This is a genomic window from Segniliparus rugosus ATCC BAA-974 (genome assembly GCF_000185725.2).
GTDB lineage: Bacteria > Actinomycetota > Actinomycetes > Mycobacteriales > Mycobacteriaceae > Segniliparus > Segniliparus rugosus.
The window spans coordinates 1,531,557-1,549,855 of sequence record NZ_KI391953.1 but is presented as its reverse complement, the minus strand read 5'-3'; the positions used below and the strand labels follow the sequence as shown (position 1 = coordinate 1,549,855).

Below are 18,299 nucleotides of genomic sequence, written 5' to 3'. Positions count from 1 at the left end.
CTACGGAAGCCTCGCATCGTTCACTTGGCCGAACACCTCGTTCAAAAAGCTGATGATCGCCGGGGTGACCCGCTTCGGCCGCAGCCGGAGCGTCAAGATCGTTCCGACGTGCAGCAGCTGCCCCGCGCCGAGTTCGGAGCAGAGCCGCCTGGCGTCGGAGGCGGGGTGGAAGGGGTCGGCCTTGAGGACCAGGATGAGCGCGGGAGCCGTCACCGACGTCCGGGCTTGTTTCGACGGAGCCATCCGGCCGAAGGCGAGCCCGTGCACCACTGCGCGGCTTCGCTCGGCCGGCGCGGCGAGCAGGTCCAAGAGCAGATCCGTTGCCGCCCAGCGGCCCTGCGGGATGAACTGCGTGGCTTTCTTGGCGCACCACAGCAAGGGGCGGCCCGCCGAAAGGAGCAGCAGCAAGGCCGAGGAAACGTACCCGTAGGCCGCGACCCCGTCTTCGAGGATGGGGCCCTCAAGCAACAGGCCCGCCACCCGCTCGGGCGCGACGGCCGCCACTTCCAGCGCCACATTCGCCCCGAGCGAGGTGCCGCCGAGCACGGCGCGCTCGACGCCGAGCCGGTCGAGCACGGCGAGCAACTGTTTGCTGAGCGCTTCGGTGTCGTAGTGCTCGATGGAGAGGGGGAAACCGTTCACGCTGTCGGCGACCAGGTCCACGGCGATGACCCGGAAACCTCTCTCGGCGAGCGCTCGGGCCCAGAGCTCCTGCGTCCGGTGGGACGCGAGCAGGAACGGGGCCAGCACGACGACCCGGCTTCCCGAGCCGAACTCCGCGTACCTCAGACGCTGCCCACCAGCGTGGATTTCCCCGGCGCTCACGATGTTCGCAGACTCGCGTAGTGATAGTCGTCAAGCGAGAACGTCTTGCTCGCGTGAGTGGCCTGGTACGAGGTCGTCGGGCGGAGGTAGGAGAAGTAGCCGAACCGGTCGATGTAGTAGGTGTTCGAGTTGGCGCAGCTCGACCGGTGCATCAAAGAGTTCGAGGCCCTCGGCCGGATGAACGCGTCGAACCGCTCCAGCGCCGCGGGCGTGACCTCGACTGCCGTCGCCCCCCTTCGGTACGCCTCCTGGATCACCCGGATCGCGTGCCGCGCGGTGTTCTCCACGAGCACATGCCACGAACTCCCCGTCCAGCCGAACGGCCCGAACACGGTGAACGTGTTCGGCATGCCGGGCATGCTCACGCCCTCATACGATTTGGCCGGGTTGTGCTCGTAGTAGTCGCCCAAGTTGAACCCGTCTTTGCCGACGACCGGCCGCTCCCGGTAGGACTCCGGATCCTGCGCCATGTCGAAACCGGTGGCCAGGACGAGGACGTCGATCTCCCGCAGCGTCCCGTCTTTGGTCTCGATCCCGGTGGGGGTGATCCGCTTGATCGGGGTGGTGATCAGGTCGACGTTGGGCTGGGTGAACGACTTGTAGTACACGTTGGAGACGCTCGGGCGTTTGCAGCCGTAGCCGTAGTCCGGGGTGAGCTTCTTGCGCAGCTCCTTGTCCCGCACCTGCGCGAACAGCTGCGCTCGGCACGGCCATTCGGCGAGTTTGGTGACCGGGCCGAGGTTCTTGCCGAAAGCCACGAAGGCCACCAGCCCCACTTCCACGACGCCGACCCCAACCGCGCGCAGCACGCGCTGGGTGATGGGGAAGCGCCGGAACGCCCACCGCACGGCTGCGGGGATCTTGAAGTCGGGCTTCGGCGCGACCCAGATTGCCCTGCGCTGGTACACGTCGAGCTGGCCCGCCACCTTGGCCACTTGCGGAACGGCCTGCACGGCGGTGGCTCCGGTGCCGATGAACCCGACCCGCTTGCCGGTGAAGTCGTAGTCCTCGTCCCACTCTTGGGTCTGGATCACTTTGCCCTGGAACGAGTCCAGCCCCTCGATGTTCGGCACTCTCGGCTCGACGAAGGCCCCGATGGCCGAGACGACATAGCGGGCCGTGATGACGTCGCCGCTCTTGAGCGTGATCCGCCAAAGGTGGTTCGCCTCGTCCCAAACCCGAGAGATCACCTCATGCCCGAGCCGAATATGCGGCATGAGCTGGTATTTTTCCACCAGTCGCTTGATATACGCCTTGACCTCTTCGCCTTTGGGGAAGATCCGAGACCAGTCGGGGTTGAGCTCGAAGGAGAACTGGTACGCGATACCCGGAACGTCGACAGCCACATCCGGGTAGTGGTTGATGTTCCACGTCCCGCCGATGTCGCCCCGGCGCTCAAGAATGACGAAGTCGGAAATACCAGCTTTGTCCAGTTGAATGCCGACTCCGATGCCGCCGATGCCGCCACCGATGATGACGACCTCGTGGTCCGGTTTCTGGGTCATACACGCTCCTTGATGCTTCACACTACGATGCCGATACCCATGGTCTCATACATCGCGAGAGCTCCTTCAGCATAGCTCGGTTAGACGCGGTGGCGCAGGCCGCTCAAAGCGATTTTGAGGAACGGGCGGATGAACGGCGAGAGCCATCGGACCGGCAGCCACCACACCAGAACCGGGCTAAAGCCCGTCGTCCACTTGAGCAACGTGCCGCCCCCCTTGGTCGGCTCGAGCACGAACCGCTCCGTCGCATCCCGCAGGCCGGGCAGCGAAGCGCCGATGACGCTGTAGACGAGCGTCTTCTCCTGCTCGACGACGATGAACTGCTCCTCTAAGGCGCAAAAGACCGACAAGAGCGTGCGTCGCGCGCCGACGGCGCGCACATCGGTCCGATACTGATGGCCTCGCACGGTCGGGAGCCAGGAAAGAAACTCTTCGTCGCAGAGCGCTTTCCAGACCTTCTCCGGGCCGAGCGGCAGCTCCAAGCGCACCGTGGTCGAGAACGTCGCTCTTTTCGCGAAGTACTGGTCCAGGTCCAATCCGTCCACCCGCTGCACCAGAAAACGTCCGGAGGAGGCAGGCCCGCTGCGCGCCGCCAACGCGGCAATCGCTGCCAGAATCACGACCACCAGCACCGAGACTCCGATGAAAAACAGCACCGCAGCCAAAATGACCTGGGGGTCTATGTTCTGGAAGAACGTGAAGCTCCGGAAATCGGGGATATCTTTCATCGTGCGAAAGCCCTCAGCGCGGACGCGCTACTGGCCCTGTTGCGGGGCTTGCCCCGCTTTCGGAGCCTGCCCCTGCTGCCCGGCCTTGGGCTGCGGAGCTTGCGGCCCAGCTTGACCGGATTTCGGAGCCGACCCGTCTTTCGGGAGCGGGAACAGGGGCGGCCCCTGGTCCTCTGGGTTCTTCCTGCCGTCGTCCAAAGACTCAAGCGCCGAGATCGACTGGTCCTTCTTCTGCACCGTCACTTTGATGATCGTGCTCATCGACCTCGGAGTCTTGTCTCCTTTCAGGCTCAACGTCTGATGGCCCGCAACCGCGATCACGGAGAAGTCCGGCTTGTCCTCGATCAGGTCGCTCGCCACGATCTGGAACGAGGAAGCAGCCTCGAGCGTGGTGAAGAGCTGCTTGATCGCGTTCAACTGGTCCGGTCCGGTGGTTTTCTTCAGGTCTCCCGAGATACCGGTGCTCATGGCGGCGTTGAACGAGTCCAGATGATGGAAGTCGAAGTTCATCATGTTCGACACGTAGTCGCGCGCGGTCTGCTCCTCCTTCGTCCGGACTTTCGACCTCGTGTCGGCGAGCTTGAACCCGACGATCGAACCGTCTTTGCCCGGCAGGGATTTCGCGTACACGAACCATCCGATCACGCTCAGCGCGATGACGTTCCCGAGCAGGGAGAGCGCGATCAACGCCGTCTTGGCCCCCGAGGAGCCGCCCGGACGTTTCTGTTTGCGGTCGCCTGCCCCGAGCATCAATTTGCTGCGCAGCGTCGTGGCGCGAGACGCGGGCTTGTCCTTCGCCGGTTTCCCGGCCTTGGCCCCTTTCGCGGAACTCCCCGCCTTGCTGCTCTTCGCAGGCCGGGACGGCGGCACGTTGGGCCACGCAGAGCCGCTGGCCGTGTCGTCGCCCTTCGAGCCTCGTTCTGTCTCAGTCGCCATAGCTCACTTGTCCTTGCACTGTGCTCGTCCTCACGCTGTGTCAGTCGTCCATTATCCAGCCATGTTGAGCACGATGCGAGGCACCCCGTCTTGCGGCAGCATCTTCAGCAACGCGTTCATGGTCGAACCCGGGTCGAAATACGTGGTGCGGAAATACGCGGAGATCGGTTTGAGCGCCATGAGCAACGGATGCGAGTCCGCGATGGCTTCGCTGAGGTACCGGTCGATGATCGTCACAAGCCGCTCAAGCGCCTGCCACTTGTCCGGGGTCATTTCCTCGCCGTACGCTTTGAAGGCGTCCAGCTGCGCTTTCGTCGGATTGATCAAGGCTTCGAATTTCCGCGCGAGCACCGGCAGCTGCGGGCCGAAGCCCTTCATCAATTCAATGGTCGCCTGGATATTCGAGAAAACACGTCCGATCTCGTCCCCGTGTTGGTCGTTGAGCCGCACGTTCTGGTTCATAAGCTCGCGCAGCTCCTCGAACTCGGGATCGAGCCCCTGGAAGATCTGATCCGCCGTGGTCGCCACGTCGTTGAGCACCTCGGGGTCGAGCTGACTGCTCACAGAGCTGGCTTTGGACAGCGCGTCGCCGACCGTCGGAAAGACGTGGATCTGCCGAGGGTCGCTGATGACCACGCCGTCGGTCAGATACGGAGCTTCGTTGCCCGGGGGCTGCACGAAGTTGAGGTACTGCTCGCCCGCCATGGACAGGTTCGCGATCACCACTTTGCTCTTCGCGGAGACCGAGTACTTCGCGTCGTAGTTGCCCTCCACCCTCAAGCCCTCGGGTATCACGGTGATGGCGTGGATTTTGCCTGCCAGTCTGCCGTTGATCAGCACCGGCGAATCGTCCAGCAGCCCGCCAGAGGCCGGAATGATCACCTGGAACCTGACGAACTTCTGCGTCGGGTCCACGCCGAGCACCACCCGGCCCAGGTACAGCACGCCGACCAACGAGAGCACGACGAGCAGGATGAGCGAGAATCTACTGCCGAACTTCATCTGCCAAGCTCCTTCACCGCAGAACTCCCAACAGCCGCAACGAGTTGATGATGTTGTCCGCAATAGGCCCCGTCGCGCCCTCCTGGTCGCCGTCGGGGACATAGCGTTCGATCTCGACGTTCTCCTCGCCGCCCATCCAGTACGGCAGCAGGTAGTAGGCGAAGAAGCCTTTGAGCCGATCGAGGTTGTACGGGAAGGTCAGGTCGAAACGGGCGAGCTCGCGCACGAAGATCTTGCCCGCGCCGAGCATATCGTGCAGATCTCTGGCGTACGGCAGGAACAGGTCGCCGAAACCTTCCGCCGGGAGCCCCAGGGCGATGAAGAATTTCGCGACCTCGTTGATCACGACTCCGACGCCGGCGAATCGTTGGGGGCCGTTGATCGCAAGCTTGTCCACGTCCTCGCGATTGTCCGCCAGCTGAGTGAGAATGTCCAACAGCCTGTGCAAAAGGTTGTCGAGCACGGGAGTGTTATGCGCAAGATCGCCAATCGTGTTCAACAGCACGTCGCGCAGCCGAACGAGTTCTTGCGGGTCCTGCGGGAACTGCTGGACAGCATTCACCTGGAGCCGGTTGATGTCTTGGATGGAGCCGCCGGTCACCAGATCGGAGAGGCCCTGCAAGACATCCTCAACCTGATCGCTGGACAGCGTGTGCTCGATGTCGATGACGCTGCCGTCGTGCAGGAAATCGCTCGCGTCGCCCGGAGGAGAGATGACCGAAAGGAACGTGTCGCCGAACAAGGTGGACTGACGCAGCTGGATCGAAGCGTTCTGCGGGATCTGCGCGCCCTCGCTCAGATGCATCGTGACCGTCACATGGCCGGTCTCTGGATCGAGGGAGACCCCTTCCAGGATGCCGACCCGCACGCCGTTGGACACCACTTTGGCCCGATCCGGCAAGTTCAGCACGCTTTTGAACACGGCCTTGACGTAATAGCCGCCCTCAATATGGTTCCCCCTGACGGGAATCTTCGCCGGATCGAGCGCCTCGAGCGCCGAGCACGCCCCGAGGGACAGCGCGAGAACCACGACCAGGATTGATCGCACAACACGCGTCATCAACGCCACCCTCCTTCGCCGAGCACCAGCCGGACCAGGCCCCAGTCGATCGTGGTGCCCATGCCCATGTCGAACGGGCAGACCGGCGCGATCCGGGGCGAGAAGGTGTTGACCCACTCGCAGGTGCCTTTCGCCGCGGTGACCGCGAGGTCCAGCGTGACGGGGCCGAAGCTCTGCGCGCCAGGGTCGATACGCGGGTCGAGCACCGCCTGCCAGTTGTTGAGCAAGGTCGGAATCTGCTCCAGGATGTCGATGCTGTCGTTGAGCGCCGAGAGCGTTCGGTGCAACGCGGGCATCAAAAGCTGGAGCAACCTTCCGAGCATCGGCTCAAGCCGAATCACCGAGTAGCTCAAGCTGGTGATGAGCTGGGCGTCCGCGTAAATGGCCTTCGAGAACGTGATCTGGAAATCGGTCAGAAAGTCGACGAGCCCTTGGATATTGTCCTGGACGGTGAGCAAATCCATCTTGCTCGTGGTGTTGAGCTCGCGCAAGAGCAAGTCTGTGTTCTCGATCAGATCCACAAGCAGCGGCTCGGGGAACACATCCGTGTTGAACAGCCGCATCGATTTGCGGAACACCTCGTTGATCTCCGGGCCCTTCCCGGAGATGGACTCCTGCACTCGGCGCAGCAGCGTCGCGATCTGGCCGACAGGCTGGTTCGGGTCGGCGTTGCCGGTCAGCCCGTCGGCGAAGTTCGTGAGCGTCTCGAGTGTCTCGCTCGGCGGCACCGGCGTCTTCGTGTCGCCGTTCTTCGCCTCGAGGCAGTGCTCGCCCGTGAACTTCGGACCGTCCTTGTACCCCTTTGTCAGCTCCACCCGCATATCGGTGACCACCGAGGCTCCATTCGTGATCGCCTTGACATCCGCGGGCAGATCGAGGTCCTTGGGCACCTCGAAGAGCACTTTCACGACATCGTCCTGCGGCTCGACCGAAACGACCTTCCCGACGTCCACGCCAAGGAGCGAGACGTTGTTGCCAGGGTAGAGGCCGAAGCCGTCGCGGAAGGTCGCGCAGATCGTCCGGGTGGGGAAGAGCTTCTTGTGGTAGAGCCAGTTGCCGCCGAAGCCGAGGCTCAGGACGACAGCGACCGCCAGCACCATGATGAAAGCATTGCGAAAAGATCTCATCAGCAATCCTCCCGACCGGCCCGAATGCAGGCGTTCCGGTTCTCCGGGCCGACCCGGCGCGGCTCGTGGTCGTAGAGCACGCCGACACCTCGGAAAATCGAGTCGATGATCTGGTTGATCGTGTCGATTGGGTTGTCCGGATGGCGGAACAAGTTCTCCAGCAGATCCTCGATATCGCCGATCGGGGTGGCCAAGCGGTTCTCCACCGCGAACGTCGGCCGCTGGAGGAATTTGATCAGCCAGCTGAACTGGTCGAGGAGCTCTGGGAAATCAGCCTTCCATTTGTTGAACGCCACAGACAGACGTGCGAGCCGGTTCAAAGTCTCGCGCAGCATGTCCTTTTCCATCCCGAACTCTTTGAGGTACTCGTGGACCACGCCGACGGCCTGCCTGAGCTGGTCTTCGCGCGAGACAAGCGTGTCGATGACCTTCGCGAACGCGTCGAGCGTGACACGGATAACATCCGGCTGGCTGTCCAGAGCTTTCGTCAAGATGTCGAGGATCTTGCGCAGATTGCCCACGTTGACCTGTTTGAACTGTTCAGTTGCCGCGCCGACCGTGTCGAGGATCTCCCACGGCTTGCGCTCCGCGAACGGGTCCTGCGGCTTGTGGTCGCCGAACTCGTCGAACGGGCTGTGGCTGCGCTCGACCGGGATCGGCTTGTCGCCGAGCGGCTCTTTGCCTTTGAGCTTGAGCTCGAGGAAGTGCCCGCCCACTGGGGTGAGGAGTTTGACCTCCGTGCCGGACTGGTCGCCCACCCGGATGTCGTCGCGGATGTTGAACTTCACCAGCACATGGTCGCCTTCAAGGCCCACGCTTTTCACTTGGCCGATGTCGATGCCCGCCAAGCGCACCGAGTCGCCCGGTTTGAGCCCGCCGGTGACGTATTGCCGCACGCTGTACGGCTTCTCGCCGAATGGGAAGAAGTAGATGATCGCAGTGCCCGCCAGAATGACGGAGACGATGAACGCGGAGAAGACGCCGAAAAGAAGCTGCAGCCTGCGTTCGGCCTCTTCGCTGCGGACCCTGCCAATAATGCTCACGCGCAATCCTCCACATTGCCCGAGAAGACCATCGTGCCCAACGGGCTCACGATCGTCTTTGGCTTGCAAATCGCCGTCTTGTTCTCAGCGGGATTGTCCTGGTACTTGCCGACGAGCAAGCTCACGAGCCTCGCCTGGTGGTCGGTGCCGACTTGCGAGGACTCGTACGGCGCAGGGATCAGCTCCGGCGCGATCGCGAACATGTTCGCGATCGGTCCGAGCTGCGGCAGCACTCGGAATAGGAAGGCGTCCACCGGGCCGTAAAGCTCGTCGTAGGAGGCCTCAAGCTCAGAGAGCAGCGGCAGCAGCGTATGCTCCGCGCGCAGTGTCATGTCGATCGTTTTGTCGAGCACGTCGCTCTGTTCGGCGAACCCGAGGAACAAGCCGCTGAACTGCTTCAAAAGGTCGAGGATCATATGCGCCTTGCCGGGCAGCACTTCGGAGATTTTTCCGACCTGGTCGAAGATGGCCTTGAACAGCTCGTCCCGGCTCTCCGCGAAGAGCGAGAGCGTCTTGATCTCGCCGAGGACTTCGCCGAGATTCGTGGTGTCGCCCTGCATGAGGACCAGGATGTCTTCGGTGAATTTGTTGAGGTTCGCCGGGTCGACCTCGTCGAAAATAGGCTTCAACCCGTTGAACAGCGTCGAGACGTCGAACGAGGAAACTGTCTGGTCCAACCGGATGACCGATCCGGGCGACAGCCTCTGCGATCCCGGCTGCTCGGGCGGGATGATCTCCAAATAGCGGACGCCGAGGAGGTTCTCATAACGGACCGCGAGCCTCGTGTTGCGGTAGATCGAGTACTTCTTCTCCAACGTGAACACGACATGCGCGTGCGCCGCGTCGCGGTTGTCCGGGTCCGCCCCGTCCACCACCGGCTCCACTTGCTGCACCTTGCCGACGAGCACTCCGGACATTCGGACGTCGCTGTTCTCCCGCAGGCTCGACACATCATTGAAAACGGCTGTGTATCGGTCCGTCTCCCCTTTGATCGGGCTGGTGAGGACGCGGAAAATGATCGAACCGCAGACGAAGACGACCAGTCCGAAGGCTATGAATTTCAGGAGATCCAGCCCTACTTTCATCGCGGGCCTCCTTCTTGTCGCTGAGTCGGGATCGTGGCGAAGTCGCTTCCTGCTTGTTGTTGCGGAGCCTGCTGCTCCTGCTGCTGCTGCGGAGCCTGCGCCGCCTGCTGCTGCGGCGCTCTGCCCAGGATCTGCGCCTGCAATGCCTGGACCTGCTGCTGCTGCTCCGGCGTGAGCTGTTTCTGGCTCTGACCCCGCGCCTCCGGCTCCTCGTCCTGTGGCAGCGCGCGAGAAGCGGGAAGGAGGACTTCCAGACGGAGCTTGACTTTCCCGTCGATCGTCGGCATGGTGTCTTCGACCCGGTTGAGGAACGTCTCCAAGTTCCCCCACGCCGAGGCTGCCGAACCCGCCGACATCAGCAGCGGATGCCCGATGTCGAGCAAGAAACCAATGCTGTCCACGCCTTGGCTCTTCGTCCGGTCGAGCACCTCTCCGAGTTCGTCGAAGACCATCACCCTGTGGTTGAGCAGCGCCTCGACGGTGGCGTCCCGGCTCTCCGGATGGGCCAAGAATTCCGAGTGGTCGTACAGCGTCTCAAGCTCCCGGATGGCCGGGCCGAGCACCGCGCCGAACCCGTTGGCGATCGGCGTGATGTCTTGGATCTGGTTGATGATGCGCTTGCGCAGGTTGTCCGCGTAGAGCTTGCCAAGGCTGAAGCTCGCTTTCAGCGTGCTGGCGAGGATATCGCCGTTCTGCGTCACCAGGCGCAGCAGACGCTGCACTTTCTCGGTGCCCAGCAATGTGGTCAGCGACGCGATTTGCCGCAACGAGCTGGTGATCGAGGCGACCCTGCCCTCGGAGGCGATCTTGACCGTGTCGCCCTCTTTCAGGGGCGTGTTGTCGTTGCCCGACAACAGCTCGATGGCGGGAGCGCCGAAGACGTTGCTCGCCTGGTATTTCGCGCTCGTGATCCCTCGCAATCCGCGCGCCTGGTTCGCGTCGAGCGAAAGCCGGATGATCTGGTGGTTCACATCTTTCGTGTCGATGCCTTCCACCTTGCCGATCTGCAGGCCTCGGTACTTCACGTCCGCGCCGACGGACAAGCCCTCGCCGACGCTGGCCGACTCGACCTGGAGTTTGAAGGACGGGGTGAACGCGCCGTTGCCGTACAAGTACAAGACGATGCCCACGAGCGAGAGGACCAGCGTGATCGCGACGCCGCGCAACTGGAGCGCGGACCGTCCCGCCGCTCGTCCGGAGAGATCTTGAAAGACTGCCATAGCGCTATCCCGATATCCTCACACCAGTGTTCCGACCCCAGAACAACAGGGTCAGCAGCATATTCAAAATGACGACGATGACAATGCTGGACCGGATCGCCCGGCCCGACGCGAGGCCGACGCCCTCCGGCCCGCCCGAGGCGTAGTAGCCCTGGTAGCCGTGGACGATGACCACGACGACGATGAAGATCGCGGTCTTGATCAGGGAGAGCACCACGTCTTGGGGGACGAGGAAGCGCATGAAGTAGTAGTTGTAGGTGCCAGCGGACTGGTTGTTCAGCAGGTTCACGACCAGGGAGCACGCCTCGTAGCCGAGGATCAGGGTCAAGAGGTACACCGGGAGGATGACGGCGATGCCGGCGATCACCCGCGTGGTGACGACGAAGGGGATGGACCGGATGCCCGTGGCCTCCAAGGCGTCGATCTCCTCCGCGATCCGCATGGCTCCGACCTCGGCGGTGATGCGGCAGCCGGCCTGGGCGGCGAAGCCAAGCGCCGCGGCCAGCGGGCCGAACTCCCTGGTCATTCCGTACGCGGAGATGAACCCGGTGAGCGGGCCGAGGTTGACGATGGACAAGGCGTTGTACGCTTCGAGGCCGATGACTCCGCCGATCGACAGGCCGAGCACGGCGAGCACCGACAACGTCCCGCCGCCGACGATGATGCGCCCGTTGCCCCACGTGAGGTCGATGAGGGTCTCTCGGATCTGGCGCCCGTACGCGCGGAACGTGTGCGGGACGGCTCCGAGCACCAGCCCGAAGAAGGTGAGCACGTGGCCCATCCGCTCGAAAAACCCGAGCGGGATGCCGACGACGGCTTTGACTCCGCGCACCAACGGGGCGACGATCGGCGGATAGTACCTCGCGGGGGCTGTCATCTTAGAACACCTGTTCCGGGATAAAGAGTCCGACAATCTGCGTGACCACGACGTTGAGCACGAAGGTGGCGAGCACCCCCAACACCACGGACGCGTTCACCGACTCGGCCACCCCACGAGGGCCGAACTTGGTCTCAAGTCCTCGTTGGCAGGCCACGATGACCACGACGATGCCGAAAAAGACCGACTTGCCGATCGCGACGTAGATGTCGGAGAGCTTCGCGAAGGCCCCGAATGAGGCGAGATAGCTTCCCGGCGTCACGTCCTGGAACATCACCGCGAGGAGGTACCCCGCCGTCATTGTGATGAACACGATGAAGACGCACAGCATCGGCGAGACGAAAAGCATGGCGGCGAGCCTCGGCGCGACCAGGCGTTGCGTCGGGTTGATGCCGATCACCCGCATTGCGTCGATCTCCTCGCGGATCGTCCGGGCCCCGAGGTCCGCCGCGATGGCCGAACCGGCCGCGCCGCCGAGTAAGAGGGCCGCGACGATGGGGGCCCCTTGCCGGATGACGCCCAGCCCGCCCGCCGCGCCGGTGAGCGAAGCCGCGCCGATCTGCTGGGTGAGGTTCCCGACCTGGACCATGACGATGATGCCGAAGGGCACCGAGACCAGCAGCGCCGGCACCGCCGTGACGCTGGTGATGAACCAGCACTGGTGGATCGTCTCTTTCCAGGGATGCCGCAGCCGAATCGTGTCCACGACCAAGAAGCGGAAGGCCCCGAAAGCGAGCATGAACCATCTGCCAAGCGTGCGCAAACTGGTGAGCACGGTGTCGAAGAGGTAAGCGACCAGGCGCTCCACCACCGAGGTCCGGTCGGCTTTCTGCGTCGTCGTCATCGTCGCGCGCCCCTACTTCCGAATCGGGTCCGAAGGCTTGTGGGCGCTGTCACGGCCAAAACGTTACCAGTGCGTTGTCCCACAGTCATCCTGGGCGCGCCTGGCCTTTTCGAGGTCACAGTTCGCATGGCAAGTCCACTGTTTCAGACTCGCCGTACGTGCGCTGGCGCTCGTCGTCCGCGAAGGCCCACACGAGCATGTGATAGGTGCGCACCGCCTCGCTCTTGCACCGTCTGGTCTGGTCGAACACGGATGTCTTGCTGAACCGTTGCTCGAGCGCGCTGTTCTCGACGTCGACGTTGTAGAAGGCTCCGGAGAGGTACAGCTCGCGATGCAGCTCCACTCGCAAGTACTGCGAGAAGACAGAGGCGCCCCGGCACGTTTGCTTGGCCCCCCACTCCAAGAAGCCGTTGACGACCCGGATCGGGGCGTAGAAGGTCTCGCAGTGGTTGTCCGGAGCCCAATCGAGCGTGAGGTCTGGTTCCGGGGCGGCGGCGGCCTGAGGGCACGGGACCGTCAAGCTGGCTGACAACGCCGTTATAACGGCGGCAGCGCTTCGCAAATGGGCTTGCATCCTCTCCCTCGAATCGCTCGTGTGTTTCTCGTGGACCCGCAAAGCATACTATGTGCTCCGTGTCACGTTCAAGGGACGCGGTCGCGGGAAAGACATTGTTATACGCCGAGGCGTTCCGGATCTCACTCCCCCGCAGGCTGCGGCCCGTCCGCTTTGCGCGCCAGCAGTGTGGTCCGGACCTTCCAAAGCTTGAGCGCCAGCTGCACGTCCAGCAGCCGGCCCGTGTCCTGCCAGCCATCGCCGAGCAGCTCGTTTACCCGCTCCAACCTGCGCACGACCGTATTGGTGTGCGTGTGCAGTTGCTTGGCCGCACGAGTCGGGCTCATCCCGACGCTGAAATAGACGTCGAGCGTGTGCAGCAGCTCGGTGGAGCGCTCTTGGTCGTATTCGATGATCGGGCCGAGCATCCGCCGGGTGAACCCCTCGACGTCTTGGCGCTCCGACAGGAGCATCCCGAGGAAACCGAGCTCGTCGGCCCCTGAGGCCGTGCCGGTCGCGCCGAGCGCGCTCATCGCCTCAAGGCAGCGCTGCGCCTCCTTGTACCGCTGCGACACCGCCTCCACCGATTCGGCCGGCCCCGCGCTCGACACAGTGACCGGGGCCTTCAAATGCTTGCTCAGCTCCTCCCACACCACACGCGCGGCCGCCCCCGGGTCTTCCCCCGGCGCGAGGAGCACCACGTACTCCTCGCGAGTCGTGCGCAGCCCGCCCATGCGCCGGATGTACGAGGAGGACCACAGCGCGACTCGTTCCAGCCCGCCGCGCTCCGGCCGCGCCAGAACCAGCACATGCGGCTTGCCCAAGTTGAGGCCGAGCCGCCTGGCCTGCAAACCGAGCAGACGCTCGTCCTGGCGGCGGTCGATCACGTCGTCGAGCAGATCGTCCTGCAACCGCGCCACGGAGAACGCTGGGCCGTGGGACTGCAAGTGCATGACGACCGTCGCGGTCCGCACCACCGACTCCAGCCGCACCCGGGGGACGTCGAGCGACTCTCTGCCGAGCGGGGAGAGCGTCATCGTCCCCAGATAGTCGTCGCCGATGGTCAGCGGCGACACCAATGTGCCGCTCTCCAACGTGGTCGCGTCGTGGACCACGCCCGTCTCCTCCTCCTCGGAGTCCAACCAGCGGTACGAGCCCATCGTCGTCCCGTCGGGAGTCGCCAAACGCACCGCGACCCCGAAGTCCTCGCCCACCCGCCGCGCGAGCGCGTCGAGGTCGTGCAGGAGCAACCCCTCCTCGAGGAGCTGCGAAGCCCACCGCATGCTCGCCACGTACGCGTCTCGCTCGGCGACCACCTCGGCGAGCCGCTGCCGCACGTCCACCGAGGCCACTGCGCTTTTCTCCAGCTCGACGAGCTTGCCAAGACATGGGCCGGCGAACACGCAGAGGCTGTTGAACAGCGCGCGGTCCTCGCCCCGGAATTGGCGCGGCGAACGGGAGCCGACGAAAAGATTGCCGTGGTTGGTCGCTCCCCTGGTCATCGGCATGACCATCAGGCTGCGGACCTCTTCCGCGGCGAACGCCGACGTCGCGGCGGAGGCCCGGAGGAACCGGGGATCCCGGTTGTAGTCCGTGCTGTACACCGGCCCGTAGCCGGGCCGGTACAGGCTGATCAATCCGTGCTTGCCGTCCCACGGCATCACCAGCCCAGCCGTCAGCGCCGTGACCGTTCCGTCGATCACTTCGATGATGTGGACGCTGTTCGCCTCGTCGACGACGCTGACAAAGGCGAAATCCGCGTTCAGGAGCAACCGGGCCTGCTTGACCAGCGCGCGCAGCGCGGTCGCGGCGGACTCGCATTGTTGCAGCTCGACCATAATGGCCGAAAGGGCGGACGAACGGGCCTTCTCTTGGCTCATGCCGTCGATCAGCTTGAAGATCCGCAGACCTTGCTGCTGCACGCGCTCCCATTGGTCCGTCTTGACGGTTTCCCTGAGCTCGACGAGCCGGTTCTCGAACTCCTCGACCGCGCCATACTCCGCGAGCAGATCGAGCACACCGGCCACGCCTTCGGCGACCGGCGGTCTGCCGGGGCCGACGATCGAGCCACCGACAGCGAGTCCGGTGACACCCGCGTCCTGCGCATCGGCGAGAGCCATGTCGCGAATGTATCCGGCTCGCACCGGTCCGTCAAGAGATGGCGCGCACCACTAAATCCGAAGCAGCCCCTAAATACGTCGTAGGATCGAGCAGCGCCGCGACCTCGGTGTATTCTAAATCACAGCGCTCGGCGGCGAGAAGGACGAGGGGGGTTCCGGTCGCCGCCGCCTCGCCGGAAAGCTTCGTCACGAATGTTTTCGCCCGAGCTTTGCCAAGGCTCGGAGCGAGCCTTGCGGCGAGACGTTCCGTGGCGAGCTGCGCCCCGCCCAGCTCGAGGTTGCGCCGCATCCTTGACTCGTCCACCACCAACCCCCGCGCCAGCTCTGCGGCGGTGGCCGCCGCACCGCCCGCGAGCCGCAAGCAATCGCGCAGCGCCGACCACTCGGACTGCCATACGCCGCCCGCCCGCTCGTCCTCGGAGAGCAGCGCTTGTTGCAGCACGCTCGCGAGCGCGGGCAATTGCAATGCCGCTGAGCGAATCATCGTCGCGAGCACCGGATTGCGTTTGTGCGGCATCGCGGAGGAAGCGCCCCTGCCCTCTTTCGATGGCTCGGCGACCTCGCCGATCTCCGACCGGACGAGCACGAGCACGTCCACAGCGATCTTGCCGAGAGCCCCTGCGGTGAACGCGAGCGTCTGGCCGATCCTCGCGATCGGCCCCCGAAGGCTGTGCCACGGCAACCGGGCCGGCGCGAGCCCCGTGCGTCGCGCGAAGGCGGCCACCAGCTCCTCCTGGCCGATCTCGTGGCCGCCGTCGATCCTCGCGTATTCCAAATATCCGGCCATCGTCCCCGCCGCTCCCCCCAGCGACACCGGCAGACCGTCTTCTAGGAGCTCGTCTATTTGGCTCGCGGCCTGGAGCAGGATCTCGCGCCATCCCGCCGCCTTCAGGCCGAACGTCGTCGGCGTCGCCTGCAAGGCGAGGGTCCGCCCGGCCATCGGCGTGTCCCGATGCCGTTCGGCCAATTCCTCTAAATGCCGCAGCGTGTCCTCAATGTCCTCCCTGATGAGCTCCAATGCCCGCTTCGCCACCAGCATGGCTCCAGTGTCGAAGACGTCTTGGCTGGTCGAACCCCGGTGCACGTAGTCCGCGGCCATGGGGTCGAACTCGGCCACCACGGCGGTGAACGCGGCGACGAGCGCGACCACCGGGTTCGCGTTCTCCCTCGCGGCGAGCGCCACTGTCCGCGCGTCGATTCCGCCCGCGCGCGCCGCTTTCGCGATCGTCTCGGCCACGTGCTGCGGCACCGTTCCGAGATCCGCCTGCGCGGCCACGAGCGCCGCCTCCGCCGCGAGCATCGCCGCCAACCACGCCTGATCGCCGGTCGCCTCCTCGACCGCGGTCCCCGCCCGCACCGGGGAGAGCAGGCCGACGTCGAGCTGCTCGGCCATCACACCTCCACTTCCCGGTTGCACTGCGCGGCCGGAGCCAACCCCAGCGCGGCCCGCGCAATGGCGTCCGCGTCCTCCAAGGTCACCGATCCGACTCCGGGCCGGGCCCCGGCGGCGGTGACCCAGTGCACGGATTCGGTCGGAACCCCGTACGCGAACCGCCTCGGATGCGCCGTGCCGTCGGCCCGGACGATCAAATACGGGCGTTCGGTGACCGCAAGCCCGCCGGTCTGGTAACTCCGGCCGTCCTCGGAGGCGATCTCATACGGCCTGCACTGCCCGGTGTCGAGCAGGAAGCGGAGCAACGGGTCGTCGGCGCGCCGCAGGTCGGGCTCTTGCAGACGCGCCTCGACCAGCGTTTTCGCCCGCACCACCGATCCGGGGACGAACGGCGATTCGGCGACCACGGCGGGCTCCGCCGTGTCGAAGGCGACGCGCATGCCGGGGCCGAGCAGCTCCACCACTCCCGCCTCGACCAGGGCGATCAGCTCCTCGATCCTGCTCACCGGCGGGCCGATGGAGAGGAAAGCGTTCAACGGCGTGTACCAGCCTTCGAGGTCTTTGCGGTACGACTCGCCGTCCAACCCGCCGTGGTCGACGACCAGCCGGATCTCGTTGCGCAGATCGCGGAGCACGTCGAGCGCCGCCTTGAGCGGGCCGTCGACATTGCCCGCTTTCGCGTGCCGCACGTCCGCGCGCAAATGCTCGAGCACCCAGGCGGTGAAGTCCGATTTGTCCGCGAACTCCCGCGACCCCCAAGGCCGTTGCAGCCGCTCCCAGCTGAACCGCTGGTCGGAGTCGAAGTCGAACCGTTCCAAAAGCGCGGGGATCTCCTCCTGCGGGGCATGCAGATACCGCTCGACGAATCCGGCGGATTCCTCGCCGCGACGGACCAGGACGCGCTCGTAGTAGACGCTCTCCGCCTCGCGCGAGATGAGCGGCCACAAGTCCGCCTTGAACTGGACCTTCTTCCCTGCTCTTGCCTGATCCTGCAGCTGAGCGATCCGCTCGGGGGTCAGCAGCCTCGGGGTATGCCGCCCGTACGCGCCTTTTTGATTCACCCCTCGGGCGTGATAGGGCACGCCTCGGCGGGAGGAGGCGCACAGGATCGGCTCCTGGCCGGAGGGCTCGTATTTCACGGTCTCCTCGTCGCGCCAGAACTTCCCGCCCCGGCCCGTCGTCAAGAGGGCCATGTAGTCGAAGAAGTTCAAGCCGAGGCCGCGCAGCACGACCCGGTCCCCCGGCTTCGCGAAGCTCAGGTCCACGTCGGCCGGATTCGACGGCGCGATGTGGCGCAGGCCGTGGATCCGGGCGAGCGACGCGGCCTTCGCCTCCTGCGGCGAGAGCCGCGTTGAGACATGGCCGATGGCGAGGACCACCGCGTCGAGCGAGTTCAGCCGCGTGCCGTCTTCGAGCCGCACCCCTTGCGGGCCTTGGTCGAAGCCGTGCGCGTCCGCCATCGCCACCGCTTTGGACCGATGCGTGACGATGGTGACGTGCTCCGGAGCCGCGCGCGCGACGCGCGCGAAGGCGTCCCGCAAGTACTGGCCGTACAGGGCGCGCGAGGGGTAGGAGTTCTCCGTGAGCGCGATGGCCTCCGCGTTGGGGTTGGGCAAAGCCTTGGCCCACGCGTAGAGCGTCGGCCCGTGTTCGATCGGCCCCTCGATGCGCAACGACTCGTCGGTGAACACCGTGATCTGCGCCGCGACGGTGTTCATGAGCAGGTGCCCAGACTGGTCGGTCCGCCACACCGAGCCCGCGCCGGGAGCCCACGGGTCCACCACGTGGACCACGACCCTGCAATGGCCTCGGGCGGCTCGCTCGTTCGCGCAGATCCGCTCGACGACCGCGAGTCCTCGCGGACCCGCGCCGATCACGCATATCTCATACGCCCTCGGCTCCGGGCCCGCGTGCATCCACGCGACCTGGTCGAAGAGCTCGGTCACGGACATCTCGCTCATGACCTCGTCGCGCCGTTCCG

Annotated in this window: 16 protein-coding genes; all 16 read right to left on the bottom strand. The window is 64.8% G+C overall.

The features are described 5' to 3' along the window. Positions 1 to 825: an alpha/beta fold hydrolase gene (locus tag HMPREF9336_RS07635; protein WP_007470592.1), complete on the bottom strand. Its 825-nt coding sequence runs from the start codon at positions 823 to 825 to the stop codon at positions 1 to 3. Beyond that, a complete protein-coding gene (locus tag HMPREF9336_RS07630; protein WP_007470590.1) occupies positions 822 to 2,330 on the bottom strand; it encodes a flavin-containing monooxygenase in 1,509 nt (502 codons plus the stop codon). Before HMPREF9336_RS07630 ends, HMPREF9336_RS07635 begins: the two co-directional genes overlap by 4 nt. A gap of 80 nt (positions 2,331 to 2,410) precedes the next feature. Further along, complete coding sequence (locus HMPREF9336_RS07625; protein WP_007470588.1) at positions 2,411 to 3,058, bottom strand: SRPBCC family protein; 648 nt, start codon at positions 3,056 to 3,058, stop codon at positions 2,411 to 2,413. 27 nt (positions 3,059 to 3,085) lie between these two features. Continuing rightward, on the bottom strand, positions 3,086 to 3,994 hold the full coding sequence (locus HMPREF9336_RS07620; RefSeq protein WP_007470587.1) for a hypothetical protein: 909 nt from the start codon (positions 3,992 to 3,994) through the stop codon (positions 3,086 to 3,088). 51 nt (positions 3,995 to 4,045) lie between these two features. Then, complete coding sequence (locus HMPREF9336_RS07615) at positions 4,046 to 4,996, bottom strand: Mce/MlaD family protein (protein ID WP_021030307.1); 951 nt, start codon at positions 4,994 to 4,996, stop codon at positions 4,046 to 4,048. Positions 4,997 to 5,009: 13 nt separating this feature from the next. Next, positions 5,010 to 6,056, bottom strand: a complete 1,047-nt coding sequence (locus HMPREF9336_RS07610) for an MlaD family protein (protein ID WP_007470583.1) — start codon at positions 6,054 to 6,056, stop codon at positions 5,010 to 5,012. Continuing rightward, entirely contained in the window at positions 6,056 to 7,183 is a 1,128-nt protein-coding gene (locus HMPREF9336_RS07605; protein ID WP_007470581.1) for an MlaD family protein, read from the bottom strand. Before HMPREF9336_RS07605 ends, HMPREF9336_RS07610 begins: the two co-directional genes overlap by 1 nt. Then, entirely contained in the window at positions 7,183 to 8,226 is a 1,044-nt protein-coding gene (locus tag HMPREF9336_RS07600; protein WP_007470579.1) for an MlaD family protein, read from the bottom strand. Before HMPREF9336_RS07600 ends, HMPREF9336_RS07605 begins: the two co-directional genes overlap by 1 nt. Next, entirely contained in the window at positions 8,223 to 9,311 is a 1,089-nt protein-coding gene (locus HMPREF9336_RS07595; RefSeq protein ID WP_021030306.1) for an MCE family protein, read from the bottom strand. Before HMPREF9336_RS07595 ends, HMPREF9336_RS07600 begins: the two co-directional genes overlap by 4 nt. Then, a complete protein-coding gene (locus tag HMPREF9336_RS07590) occupies positions 9,308 to 10,531 on the bottom strand; it encodes an MlaD family protein (RefSeq protein ID WP_007470573.1) in 1,224 nt (407 codons plus the stop codon). The genes HMPREF9336_RS07595 and HMPREF9336_RS07590 overlap by 4 nt, the downstream gene beginning before the upstream one ends. A 4-nt stretch (positions 10,532 to 10,535) precedes the next feature. After that, positions 10,536 to 11,408: an MlaE family ABC transporter permease gene (locus HMPREF9336_RS07585; RefSeq protein WP_007470571.1), complete on the bottom strand. Its 873-nt coding sequence runs from the start codon at positions 11,406 to 11,408 to the stop codon at positions 10,536 to 10,538. Position 11,409: 1 nt separating this feature from the next. After that, positions 11,410 to 12,252 carry an MlaE family ABC transporter permease gene (locus HMPREF9336_RS07580; RefSeq protein ID WP_007470570.1) on the bottom strand — a complete coding sequence of 281 codons (843 nt, stop codon included), beginning with the start codon at positions 12,250 to 12,252 and terminating at the stop codon, positions 11,410 to 11,412. A gap of 115 nt (positions 12,253 to 12,367) precedes the next feature. Next, positions 12,368 to 12,772 (bottom strand): hypothetical protein, encoded by a 405-nt coding sequence (locus tag HMPREF9336_RS07575; RefSeq protein WP_007470569.1) that lies wholly within the window; start codon positions 12,770 to 12,772, stop codon positions 12,368 to 12,370. Between the two features lie 176 nt (positions 12,773 to 12,948). Then, on the bottom strand, positions 12,949 to 14,925 hold the full coding sequence (locus tag HMPREF9336_RS07570) for a helix-turn-helix domain-containing protein (protein ID WP_021030304.1): 1,977 nt from the start codon (positions 14,923 to 14,925) through the stop codon (positions 12,949 to 12,951). Between the two features lie 31 nt (positions 14,926 to 14,956). Then, complete coding sequence (locus tag HMPREF9336_RS07565) at positions 14,957 to 16,318, bottom strand: nitrosuccinate lyase (RefSeq protein WP_021030303.1); 1,362 nt, start codon at positions 16,316 to 16,318, stop codon at positions 14,957 to 14,959. Next, the gene (locus HMPREF9336_RS18675; RefSeq protein WP_040585238.1) at positions 16,318 to 18,234 is read right to left on the bottom strand and encodes an FAD/NAD(P)-binding protein; all 1,917 of its coding nucleotides are present in this window, start codon (positions 18,232 to 18,234) and stop codon (positions 16,318 to 16,320) included. Before HMPREF9336_RS18675 ends, HMPREF9336_RS07565 begins: the two co-directional genes overlap by 1 nt. Between the last annotated feature and the right edge of the window lie 65 nt (positions 18,235 to 18,299).